A 12675-nucleotide genomic window follows, 5' to 3' on the forward strand; every position below is an offset into this window, starting at 1 on the left:
TTCTTTTAACTCATATTTTGCTAAGGCGTGTCTTCATTTTAAAAATGGTAATAAAAATGAGATAAATTGCAGTCAAACAAGGAAAATAGCGCAAATAATATCGAGATATTAGTCAGCTTTTTGACGCCGTTTGGCAAGATTTAGCCGTTTTTAAACCATTTAGATGTCTATCGATTGAATTGAAGACATGCCCTAATTGCTAATATAAAGAGACTGAGTGGATAATCGTGTTTGACTTACAAGGATTTGGCGCGCTTTTATTAAGCGGCGCTACCGTCACCATACAGCTAGCTGTAACCAGTTTAATCATTGGTCTGGCTTTAGGCTTGCTCGGCGCAACCGCAAAGATGTCCAATATCTGGTTGCTGCGTAAACTTGCGACTGTCTATACTGCGACGATGCGCGGTATTCCTGAGCTGCTATTGGTGCTCTTTATTTATTATGGCGGCTCTATCTTATTGATGAGCATCCTCAAAAAGTTCGGCTATAACGACTATGTCGAGATTAGCGCTTTTTGGGGTGGTGTCATGGCACTGTCTATTGCTTTTGGTGCATATGCGACTGAGATTTTTCGCATGTCCATTCAAGAGATTCCAGTAGGGCAGCGAGAGGCTGCGCAAGCGATTGGTATGCGTCCTTTTCAGACTTTTTATCGCATCACGTTGCCGCAAGTGTGGCAGATTGCTTTACCAGGTTTGGGAAATTTATTTCTGGTACTGCTCAAAGATACCGCATTGGTATCGGTCGTGGGTCTCAAGGACATCATGTATCAGTCATCGCGTGCGGCACAGTCTACACAGCAGCCGTTTACCTTTTATATGGCAGCAGCGATTATTTATTTGGGTCTGACCATGTTGATTACTGGCTTTATGATGTGGCTTGAGTGGCGCGCCAATCCTGCGGCACGCTATGCCAAAAAGATAAGCCGTCAATCCACTCACAGTCAATCGACCATAGGGTAGAGGAGAGATACTATGGATTGGAATTGGCAGGTCATTTTTGACCATATCCCTGATTTACTAGGCGGCGCGGTATTGACCGTACAGCTGGTTTTGTTTTCAGGTGTGATTGGATTGCTGTTTGGTTTGGTTTTGGCGTTATTACGACTGTCTAAGAATTGGGTGGTACAGATACTACCGTTTCTGTATATCTTCTTTTTCCGTGGTACGCCGCTGCTGGTACAGATATTCCTGATTTATTACGGTTTGGGTCAGTTCGAGGCCGTACGCGAGTCGTTCTTATGGGAGCCAGTACTTAGCCAAGCATATTGGTGTGCCATTATTGCCTTTACCCTCAATACCAGTGCTTATCTAGCCGAAATTATACGCGGTGCGATTCAAACGATTCCTATTGGAGAGCTTGAAGCTGCTGATGCACTTGGTATGTCAAAATGGCAAAAGCTAACACGGGTTACGCTGCCGCGCGCATTTGGCATTGTGATTCCAGCATACAGTAACGAAGTTATCTTTATGCTCAAAGGTAGTGCGCTAGCTTCGACTATTGCATTGATGGATATCACAGGTGTTGCTCGTACGATTAGTGCGCGTACCTATACCTTGATGGAGCTATTCTTTGCCGCTGGTATCGTCTATCTATTGCTATCGTGGGTTATCTTGTTTAGCTTTAGAATGTTTGAAAAACGTATGAACCGTCATGCCAGTTATGTACCACCAGATGTCGTGACTAATACGATTCCATAGTTAACAGTTAACAGTTAACAGTTAATAGTTAATAGTTAATAGTTAATAGTTAATAGTTAGCAACTAAAAATCGTCAAAGTCACTGTAGACAATATAGTAGGGACTGCTGATAAAATAGCCATCATTTACAGGGAGAGTTTAGTATGAGCCAATCGCCACACGAGTTATTAGCGAACGCCATTGCAGCTGGTGTCAATGCCGAGCAGGGCGCTATCAATCATAATGAAAGATTACGTGCTTCTATTGGTAAAGTCGTCTGTGTTGGTCGCAACTATGCGGCACATGCTGCAGAGTTGGGCAATGAAGTACCAACTACGCCGATACTGTTTATGAAGCCTGCGTCTTCAGTGGTCTCTATCCGTGGTGATGTGGTTCGCCCAAGTCCAGAGTTATTTGGCGAGACTCACTACGAGGCCGAGCTATGTATTCAGCTATCAGCTGGTTTATCTAGGGCGACGATTGAGCAAGCTAAGCAAGCCATTGGTGGCGTGACATTAGGGCTGGATTTGACCTTGCGTGATTTGCAAAGCAAGCTAAAAGAAAAAGGTCATCCGTGGGAGCGTGCTAAGTGTTTTGACGGAGCCTGCGTGCTTGCTGATTGGCTCGACCCACAAGCGTTTGGCAATCTGCAGAATGTACAGTATCAGCTATCTATCAATGATAAGTTAACGCAAGATGGCGATAGTGCCTTAATGCTATTTCCTGTCTATGAATTACTGGTCAATATCAGTCACGCCTTCAGCTTGCAAGCAGGGGATGTGATTATGACTGGCACGCCAAGCGGCGTTGGTGTGTTGCAAGCAGGCGATCAGCTTAAACTAAAACTGGGTGCTCATGAGTGGGTGTCGCAAGTACAGTAAGATTGATTGCAATAACAAACGCATATTAAAAACCCCGAGCAATTGCTTGGGGTTTTTGCTTTTAAGCCTTTATATTTATTTTTTAAATTTGCTAACTGCCAAACAGCTCTAACTATCTAACCATTCTATTTTTCAATAATCATCAGTACAGTCGATTGTCATTATTTTGTCATCTATTGTTCAGCGTACTGTCATAAAGGTTGAGTAGACTTAAGCGGAATTCGTATTTTTGTGGTCGTAATTATAAAGCCGCGATCAACTCTCTGCCAATCTAGCCTAATAGCAAGGTGACTGATAATGACATTATTGAACAATGAGCGAACGCTTGCCCACGAAGTGGTTGAAGACTCAAATCCTACTAACAATACTGACTTTCAGACGATTATCAATCGTCGATTGAACCGCCGTAGTATCCTAAAAGGTGGCACAGGGTTGACGGCTGCTGCGTTTTTTGGCGCATTACCTTTGGTCGGTTGTAGTGAAGACGACGATAGCAGTATTGTTGGTGATGACGATAATGCCGCTATCCCTGCACAAGGTGATTTAAAGCGTCCTGATACCTTAAAGTTTGAGGCAGTCGCGCATTCAACAGCGGAAACAATGACCGTAGCAGCAGGCTACAAGGCAGAGATGATATTACCACTTGGTACACCACTGAACTCTGGTATCGAGGACTGGAAAGACAATCGCGAGCAATCAGCAGAGTCATTTGAATGGCGTATGGGTGACAACCATGATGGGATGTGGTTCTTTGGCAAGAACGGTAACGCTTACGATGCCAAAGCGTCAGAAAATAGCTTGCTAGTCATGAACCATGAATACGTTAACAGCAGTGAGCTTAGTCCATTTGGCTATTACGTCACTCAAGATAACGATGCTGCGCCTATTTTTCAAAACCGTCGTCTTGCAAGCGACGTCCGCCGCGAAGTCAACTGTCATGGCGTCTCGGTGGTTGAGTTAACTCGCCGCGCAGATGGTATGGGTTATGAGATGGTACCTGACTCTAAATACAATCGCCGTATTACCAGTAGTACAACAGCACAATTGGCTGGCCCTGTGGCAGGCTCTGCTCTGGTCAAGACCAAGTTTGACCCGACAGGCTATCAGACTCGTGGTATCAATAACAACTGCGGCGCAGGTCTTTCACCGTGGGGTACTTATCTGACTACCGAAGAGAATTTCTTGGGGGTGTTTGCCCGTGGACAGGATGCTAGTCAATTGAGCGCTGGTGATAACTATGCGCGCGAGCGCTACGGTGCGGTGGAGGACTTCCCAGGATGGGAGTATCTATGGCATACCCCAGAGGCAAAGGATGCCAAGATAGCAGACGAGTTCTCACGTTGGGATATGACCGCAGTCGGTGCCAGTGCTGCGGAAGATTATCGCTATGGCTTTAACACTTTTGGTTATATTACTGAAATTGACCCATTTGACCAAAACTCTATACCGCAAAAACGTACCGCACTGGGCCGATTCGCTCATGAAAACTGCGCGTATGCTCCTGTCGAGCAAGGTAAGCCAGTGGTATTCTATATGGGTGATGACGCCCGAGGTGAGTACATTTATAAGTTTGTCTCCAAAGCGATGTGGTCCAACTCGGACATCGGCGGCGGACTAAAAGCAGGTGACAAATATCTGAATAACGGCACGCTATACGTGGCGGTATTTAATGAAGACGGTAGCGGGGAGTGGAAAGCTCTCGTCCATGGTCAAAACGGACTGGATGCTTTTAATAGTGTACTGCCATTCAATGGACAGGATGAAGTATTGGTCTTTGCCCGTGCAGCTGCCGATGCCGCTGGTGCTACCAAAATGGATCGACCTGAATGGGTATCGGTCAGTCCTATGACGGGCGATGTCTATGTGACATTGACCAATAACAAATATCGCGGCGTACGTGACGATCAGCCTGTCTCAGCTTCCAATCCGCGTAGCTATCAGTCAAGCGGAAAAGCACTTGGTAATGACAATGGTCACATTATTCGCTGGGCAGAAGCAGGCGGTGACCATGCCGCAACGAGCTTTGAATGGGATATTTATCTGTTTGGTGCGCCAAGTGACTTATCAGCAGAAAACCTTTCTCAATTAAATGATAATAATGACTTTTCTTCACCTGATGGGCTATATTTTGACCCGCGCGGTGTCTTATGGATTCAGACAGATGACGGCGCTTATACTGATACCAGTAGCTGTATGTTGCTCGCGGCACTACCGGGTAAGGTCAGTGATGGATCGATGACGACCACATCGGCAGGGCAGTCGACCCGAGTCGGTACATCTGCCAGCAATGACAATATCAAACGATTCTTTGTTGGTCCTGAAGGATGCGAAGTAACAGGTATCACCATGGCGCCAGATTTCAAAACGCTGTTTATCAATATTCAGCATCCTGGCAATACGTGGGGCGCTGTCGCTGGTGGTAGTATACCTCGCTCAGCGACTGTGATGATTACTCGCGAGGATGGTGATGTCATACTGGCAGAATCATTTGATACAGCTGATAGCACGACATAGATAGATAAGCTATAGGCGGATAATAGAAACAACCAAAATGCTCATAACCATAAGAATCCCAAGTTAAGGCTTGGGATTTTTTATTATTATATTGATTTAATAGTTAAAGAGACCGTCTATCACCTATCTAGCTCTGCTAGTCGTCATCCCGCTCTAAAGTCAAACCATTCACTTCTCTTTGCTGCAGTTACAGGATAATATAGACCATTACTTTTTTCGCTGAATGTGCAAATATTATGAGCAGTCCAAAGGTGTTTTATAACGACAGTGTTAGTGACAGCGACGCTCAAAATGATAGCAGCTATACTCGTACTCATCATGAGCTCGATGCGCATTTTGTTCCAGATGCGAGTGTACCGCTACATAGTCATCTATATGAGCAAATCGACCAACTCGAAGCCATTGATATGGATGAACTGGTTAAGCTACTAGCAGATTCAGATGACAGCGATGAAATCAACAAAACACCTGTGTCTTTGGCTGATTTTTTTGAAGGATTGGCGCAGCTTGCCACCATGGGTGTGGTTGAGATTACAGAAATCGTAGAAGCTATCCATCGTGAAGTTATTCTGCGTCCGCTAGGCCGCTTCAATGACAAACATTTAAATAAATGGTCACGCGGATTTACTGGACGTATTTATGGCACGATACGTCATGTGATGCAGATGGTCGGTAATAATCTGGCGTCTGTACTACGCATATACAAAAACCTGATTCTCCAAAAGTCAGTGCAGCCTCTACCAGATTCACTAAAAAAACTGGTGAATGTACTCAATGGTGTCATGGGTGACCATCTTGTCAATAATCAAAATGCGCTCGCCATTCCGATGATGCTATACACTCAAGACGGCAAGCCACAAAATGAAGTACTATCAGGCCGTATCGTTATTTTGAGCCATGGTTTATGTATGAGTCATTTGAGCTGGCAAGCACAAACGGATAATGATTTAGGTGAGGCCATTCACATCAGCCAACCTGATACCACGGTGTTGTATTTGGATTACAATACAGGTCGCCGTATCTCTCGTAGCGGTCGTAAGTTTTCTCAATTGCTACAAGCGCTAGTCGATGACAACCCAAATATCAGTCAGATAGATCTGGTCGGACATAGTATGGGCGGCTTGGTCTCTCGCAGCGCACTGTTTTATGGCGAGCAAGACCGTCTAGACTGGATCAAGCGCGTGGGCAATCTCATTACGCTAGGTTCGCCGCATCATGGGGCAGTGCTTGAGCGTATCGGTAATTATGTGCAAGACATCATTGCCAAGCTGCCTTTTGCAGGCTCACTGGCCAAGCTTGGGGATATGCGCAGTGCCGGTATCATTGATCTACGTCATGGCAGTATTCGAGATGCAGATTGGAAAGCACTAGAAGGACGTAGCGTACTACCACAAGACTTTCGCCATCCTGCACGGTTGCCAAGTGGTATCAAGACTTACTTTGTCGCTAGTGCCTTGCTTGAGACGCATTATGACTCTAAGGTAACGGATCTGCTAGGAGACAGCTTGGTATCAGTGGCTTCAGCCTTAGGTGAAGATGATGCTGAGCATGCTTTGTTTGTGCCAGATGGTCACAAAGCAGTGTTTTATGGCGTCAATCATATGAACTTAATCCATAGTAGACGAGTGCGCGAACAAGTCGTTGAATGGCTACTTGATAATGGTCGAAGTGACTATGCCGGACGTCCGCGCATACATTCTTATCCTAGAAGTTTAGATGTGGCGGTGTAGTGATTGCGTTTAACATGGGTTTTGTTTTATACCACTTGTTGTTGGCCTAGTTGATTTTATCAGTTGCCAGTAGCTTGATTTTAAGCTGATCACTTCCGTCTTTATAGAATTCGTAAGTATCAGAAGCGTACTGATTGTCAAATGCATAATTAATATTGATTTGTTCACCACTTAATACATTGAGGGCTTCTTCAGTATGCTGATGGCGCTTTGCTTCTGGCGGAAGACTCAGTCTACATATTAATGTAATATGTTCAGCAGAAGAGTGAAATATTTTTTCTATTTCATTATCATCCATTCGTAAATTGATTCCAGTGTAAGTCTTAATATAAGTTTCAAATTCATCGGATGCCAAAATTCTTTTTACAACACAGTTTGCTCTAGAGTTTGAAAGTACTATAACGTACTCAACTCTAATAACTTTAGTTCTTTCTATAGTACGGCCATTAGTAAAAATAGACTCCATTTCAAAAGGTTTTCTTTCTTCTTCCAATCCCTGATATACGATATCAAACAAAGGCCGTTTAGAGTTTAATATTTTCAAGTAGTCATTATATTGGTTCTCAACAATTTCTAACTGACGAAACAGAGCTTTAGACTGATCATTTAGGGCTGTTTCAGAGCCTTTTTGAGCCAATACGGATTGCTCTAATGCTTTACGTTGTAAAGTTAGCTCTTCTCGCTGCAATTTTAATTCGTTGCTTTGTATTCGATAGCTTTTATAAAACCATAGCAACGCAGGCGGTGCAAAAATTCCTGATAAGAAGGCACCTAGTCCGCCAAACCCTTCAACACTATCGAAACCTTTCATTAGAAGAGCTAGCCAAAAAATTACCCATATAACAGTACAAATTACTGCCCAATCTATCTTCTTATAGTTCATTGTTTTAGCTCATCTTAATCAAGTTATCTACAATTGATTATAGCAATGAAACTAAAAAATAATCCGGTTTAATAAAGTTGTCATTTAAAAACAAAAAACCCCTCAAGCATCACACTTGAGGGGTTTTTGTATTTCTATAAAGGCTGATTTATAGTAAGTAAGAAACTTACTCAGCAAATATTGCTGCTACATCATCTTTATTGAACTTATAGACTTCACCGCAGAATCCACAATCCATCTCGAATGTACCGCCTTGCTCTTCGACGATATCTAACGCTTCCGCTTCGCCGATTTGCTCGATTGCCATTTCACATTTCTCGCGTGAGCAAGTACAACCAAATGATAGAGGCGCAGGCTCAGGTGCCACGATGTTTTCTTCATGATACAAGCGATAGAGTATCTCGTTAGCATCCAGTGTCGTTAGTTCTTCTGCTTTTACCGTGCGCGTCAATACAGACAAGCGTGTCCATAAATCATCGTCGATACCCGCATCTTGGTTTTGCTCAACTTCAGACGTTTCTTCAGCAGTACGCGGTAGCATTTGTACCAAGATACCTCCGGCTTGCAAGCCGTCAGATGCCAAGTTAATCAACGTTGGAATCTGTGCTGATTGCTTTTGATAATGCGCTAAGCAGTCCGCTAGATTGTCATGGCTACGCTCAACGATACCTTGGTATGGCTCACCGCCATCAGGCTGAATATTGATAAACAATACGCCTTGTCCCATCGCACCAAGTTCAGCAAACGCTTCTTTGGCATGGGTCATATTGTCCCACGCTTGTACCTGCTCATCCGTCTCGCCTTTCCAGCTAGCAAGCGCACGAATGATACCGTCTTGATCGCATTCTGCCATCGCCCAGTTTAGTAAGCTGTCACTGTCTGATGATTGCAACTGAATAGATAGGCGGCCGTTGATTTTTACCGTACTGATTAGCAAACTCGCTGCCGTCAGCATCTCACCCAATAAGCGTTTGATGGCTTCAGGATAGGGCTTTTGTGCAATCGTGCTCGCGTAGCTGCGTGATAGGCGTACCACATCACCGCGCACGGGCGAGTCTTCAACAAAGAAACGTTGGCGAATGTCGTTGCTGCTATGGTTGCCAATAGTTTGGCTGTCCGTATTTGGGACTGGGATATCTTGAGTCATAAGTCATTTGTAGTATAGAGAAGTTGTTTGCTTTATGGGGATTACTGCTGATTTATCAATCTCACTTAGTAGACTGTTTTGATGATTATAAGCAGCAAAAGTTAATAATAGGCTTAAAAAACCAAGCAGCTGTCTGTACAAAACTCTGAGTAGATAGCCGCTATAAGCCATCATCTTATAGTTAGAATATAAATATATTCATAAATATGTACTCTCTCAAAAAAAATTCACCCTCTACTGCAAATTTGTTGTACAGTAACATTAAGTTGCATTGTGATAAACAACAGCAACAACCGTACGGATGCGGGGCAGTCGGGTCAATCAGACCTATGTCGTCCAAGCACTCACTCAATCTTGCGATAAAAGGATGTATTTCATGACATACTCATTTTCCAAACCGTTGACTTTAGCTGCTGTTATGGCATTAGGCTTAGCGGGATGTAATAACAGCAGCCAGACCAGCACTGATGCGCCAGCAGATGATGCAGCGACGACCGAAACCACCACCAACGGCACGCTACAGAAAATTAAAGACTCTGGCACTATTGTCGTCGGTCACCGTGATTCCTCTATTCCTTTCTCTTATATTGCTGATGATCCTAACCAACCGATTGGCTATGCTCACGACTTGGAAATGAAAGTGGTTGAAGCCGTTAAGCAAAAGCTAAACATGCCAGACCTTAACGTTCGCTATAACCTAATCACTTCGCAAACTCGTATCCCATTGGTACAAAACGGCACGGTAGATTTTGAGTGTGGCTCAACCACCAATAACGAAGAACGTCAAAAGCAAGTCGCTTTCTCAAACGGTTTCTTTGAAATTGGTACGCGTCTGTTGACCAAAAAAGATTCTGGTATTCAAGATTTTGAAGACCTAAAAAGCAAAACTCTGGTAACGACAGCAGGCACGACTTCAGAGCGTTATATCCGTCAGTACAACGATGATAATAAAATGGATACCAATATCATCTCAGCAAAAGATCATGGCGAAGGCTTCCTAATGCTAGAAAATGGTCGCGCTGATGCCTTTATGATGGATGATGTATTGCTCGCGGGCGAAAAAGCCAAAGCAAAAAATCCTGATGAGTGGGTCATCGTCGGTACGCCGCAATCGTTTGAAATCTATGGTTGTATGATGCGTAAAGATGATCCTGAATTCAAAGCTGTGGTCGATGAAGCACTTGCTAATGTGTTTAGTTCAGGCGAAATCAATAGCATTTATGATAAGTGGTTCTTGAACCCAATCCCACCAAAGAACGTCAATCTAAACTTTGAGATGTCAGACAACTTAAAGGCATTGATTGCCAATCCGCATGACAGCGCTCAGCCTAAAGAAGCAGCAGCGCAGTAACGCTCATTGTCCCTCAACATAGCTTGCCTATACGTTCAGATAGCCAGTAATTTTATTTGACGTATAGGCTTATCAATCGTTGCTCGGAGAGACAACCATGAATTATAGCTGGAACTGGGGTGTGCTCTTTGAGCAGACTGGTATTGGCAACGAGCTCTACATCCATTGGATGATTACAGGTCTTGGCTGGCTGCTATTAATTGGCAGTATCGCTTGGGCCATCGCTATGGTCGTCGGTACTATTTTCGGTATCATGCGCACCTTGCCCAACAAGACTGCTCGTGCAATCGGTACGGCTTATGTGACATTTTTTCGTAATATTCCACTGCTTGTTCAACTGTTTTTTTGGTTTTATATCGCGCCTGGCTGGCTCACGCCGACGATACAAGAATGGTGGTATAAGGATTTGTCTCCGAATACTTCAGCCATGTTATCAGCCAGTATTGGTTTGGGCTTATTTACCGCTGCTCGTATCGTTGAACAGGTACGGACAGGTATTGAGTCATTACCAGATGGACAGATTAACGCAGCCTACGCGTTAGGGTTTAGTATTCCACAAGTCTATAAAGAAGTACTGCTACCGCAAGCATTTCGTATTATCTTGCCACCGCTCAGCTCTGAGTTAACCAACTGTTTCAAAAACGCTTCTGTGGCCTCGCTAGTGGGGGTAATGGAGCTGATTAGCCAAACCAAAACCATCAGCGAATATACTCAAAATAGTATCGAGATATATACTTACGCGACGATTATTTATTTGGTTTTCAACTTATCCTTGATCGCTATTATGGGATTGATTGAACGTAAATTGCGTGTGCCTGGGCTTATTGCGGGAGGTCAGAAATGAATATGACCGAATTGGCAACAGCCTATCCTGGTTTGATGGGCGGCATGCTTACCACCTTAAAAGTGCTGTTTTTGGCTATTTTGGGCGGTATCAGCTTAGGTACCATACTGGCATTAATGCGCTTGTCAGGTATCAAAGCGCTTGAGATTCCAGCTAAACTATACGTCAATTACTTTCGCTCCGTGCCGCTGCTACTGGTACTGCTATGGTTCTACTTTGCTGTACCGATGATTTATCTTTGGGTAGCGGGTAAGTACCTGCAACTCGATGCGGCATTTGCCTCTTGTGTGGTCGCATTTATGATGTTTGAGGCGGCTTACTTCTCAGAAGTGGTGCGTGCTGGTATTCAATCGATTGGTAGCGGGCAGGTCAATGCGGCAAAAGCGCTCGGCATGACTTATGGGCAGACCATGCGTCTGGTCATCTTGCCACAAGCCTTTCGTAAGATGCTGCCATTGATTTTGCAGCAATGTATTATTTTATTCCAAGATACGACGCTGGTATTTGCCATTGGTTTGACCGACTTTTTCCGCGCAGCTTACGTTCGCGGTGAGCTAATGGGCTTACTCACGCCGTATATCTTAGGTGCTGGTGCTGTCTATTTTGTGATTAGCTTAAGTGCTTCTATTGGTGTGCAACAATTACAGAAGCGTTTGCGGTTTTAATATAGCGTATTCTGATACGGCTATCGCTTGTGCTTTTGAGTGTTGAGAGTTTGAGTATTTGATTTACCTTTTTTAAATAATGATTATCGAAAATAATGTGGTTAGGAGCCAGTGATGAGCAATGCTGATACGTACTTAAATGCCTTTGGCGGGCTGGTTACCAATAGTGGTCATGCTAGTGATGAGATGGTCATCGAGATATCTAATGTCAGTAAGTGGTATGGAGACTTTCAAGTACTGACTGACTGTACGGCGCATGTACATAAAGGTGATGTCGTTGTTGTTTGTGGTCCATCGGGTAGTGGTAAATCAACTTTGATTAAGACAGTTAATGGACTTGAGCCTTTTCAAAAGGGTGACATCATGGTCAATGGCATCTCTGTCGGTGACCCAAAGACTAATTTACCCAAGTTACGCAGTCGTGTCGGCATGGTATTTCAGCATTTTGAGTTGTTTCCCCATTTGACTATTATTGATAATTTAACCGTGGCACAAATCAAAGTGTTGGGCCGTAAAGAGTCTGAGGCCAAACAAAAAGCGATGGCTTATCTCGACCGTGTTGGTCTGACAGTACAAGCGGCAAAATATCCAGCGGAGCTCTCTGGTGGTCAGCAGCAGCGTGTTGCAATTGCACGAGCGTTGGCCATGGATCCCGTCGCAATGCTATTTGATGAACCAACCTCCGCGCTTGATCCTGAGATGATTCAAGAGGTGCTAGATGTGATGGTCGAGCTGACTCGTGATGGTATGACCATGATGTGTGTGACACATGAAATGGGCTTTGCCAGTCAGGTAGCCAATCGTATTATCTTTATGGATGAAGGACATATCGTAGAAAACTGTAGTAAAGATGAGTTTTTTGAAGGCGCGAAAAGTGACCGTGCGCAGATGTTCTTATCGAAGATTTTAAATCATTAAATACACTTTGATTTACGATTGTGTATAGCAGTTTTTCTAAGATAAAGACATGTTCTAAAGCTT

General features: G+C 44.0%; 11 protein-coding genes. 9 read left to right on the forward strand and 2 right to left on the reverse strand.

The annotated features are described in order from the left end of the window. The first annotated feature begins 227 nt into the window (after positions 1-227). From QL886_RS06450 to QL886_RS06470, 5 genes are all read left to right on the forward strand, one after another. Positions 228-962: an ABC transporter permease subunit gene (locus QL886_RS06450; protein WP_057758316.1), complete on the forward strand. Its 735-nt coding sequence runs from the start codon at positions 228-230 to the stop codon at positions 960-962. A 12-nt stretch (positions 963-974) separates the two neighbouring features. Beyond that, complete coding sequence (locus QL886_RS06455) at positions 975-1700, forward strand: ABC transporter permease (protein ID WP_101205569.1); 726 nt, start codon at positions 975-977, stop codon at positions 1698-1700. 143 nt (positions 1701-1843) lie between these two features. Beyond that, positions 1844-2560 carry a fumarylacetoacetate hydrolase family protein gene (locus QL886_RS06460; RefSeq protein WP_290178057.1) on the forward strand — a complete coding sequence of 239 codons (717 nt, stop codon included), beginning with the start codon at positions 1844-1846 and terminating at the stop codon, positions 2558-2560. A gap of 297 nt (positions 2561-2857) precedes the next feature. Next, positions 2858-5074, forward strand: coding sequence for a PhoX family phosphatase (locus QL886_RS06465; protein ID WP_290178058.1), 2217 nt, complete (start codon positions 2858-2860; stop codon positions 5072-5074). Positions 5075-5310: 236 nt separating this feature from the next. Then, positions 5311-6804: a hypothetical protein gene (locus tag QL886_RS06470; RefSeq protein ID WP_290178059.1), complete on the forward strand. Its 1494-nt coding sequence runs from the start codon at positions 5311-5313 to the stop codon at positions 6802-6804. 46 nt (positions 6805-6850) lie between these two features. On the opposite strand, the gene QL886_RS06475 is transcribed toward QL886_RS06470, so the two are convergent. Continuing rightward, positions 6851-7615 (reverse strand): hypothetical protein, encoded by a 765-nt coding sequence (locus QL886_RS06475; RefSeq protein ID WP_290178060.1) that lies wholly within the window; start codon positions 7613-7615, stop codon positions 6851-6853. Between the two features lie 238 nt (positions 7616-7853). Continuing rightward, positions 7854-8834, reverse strand: coding sequence for an Hsp33 family molecular chaperone HslO (locus tag QL886_RS06480; protein WP_290178061.1), 981 nt, complete (start codon positions 8832-8834; stop codon positions 7854-7856). Positions 8835-9210: 376 nt separating this feature from the next. Here QL886_RS06480 and QL886_RS06485 point away from each other — a divergent pair, with 376 nt between their 5' ends. From QL886_RS06485 to QL886_RS06500, 4 genes are all read left to right on the forward strand, one after another. Further along, positions 9211-10185, forward strand: a complete 975-nt coding sequence (locus QL886_RS06485; protein WP_290178062.1) for a glutamate/aspartate ABC transporter substrate-binding protein — start codon at positions 9211-9213, stop codon at positions 10183-10185. Between the two features lie 97 nt (positions 10186-10282). After that, positions 10283-11029, forward strand: coding sequence for an amino acid ABC transporter permease (locus tag QL886_RS06490; protein ID WP_057758328.1), 747 nt, complete (start codon positions 10283-10285; stop codon positions 11027-11029). Beyond that, on the forward strand, positions 11026-11694 hold the full coding sequence (locus QL886_RS06495; RefSeq protein WP_102091653.1) for an ABC transporter permease subunit: 669 nt from the start codon (positions 11026-11028) through the stop codon (positions 11692-11694). The genes QL886_RS06490 and QL886_RS06495 overlap by 4 nt, the downstream gene beginning before the upstream one ends. A gap of 186 nt (positions 11695-11880) precedes the next feature. Next, positions 11881-12612, forward strand: coding sequence for an amino acid ABC transporter ATP-binding protein (locus tag QL886_RS06500; RefSeq protein ID WP_057762314.1), 732 nt, complete (start codon positions 11881-11883; stop codon positions 12610-12612). Positions 12613-12675 lie beyond the last annotated feature (63 nt).

Origin of the sequence: Psychrobacter sp. APC 3281 (assembly GCF_030407815.1) — a bacterium.
GTDB lineage: Bacteria > Pseudomonadota > Gammaproteobacteria > Pseudomonadales > Moraxellaceae > Psychrobacter.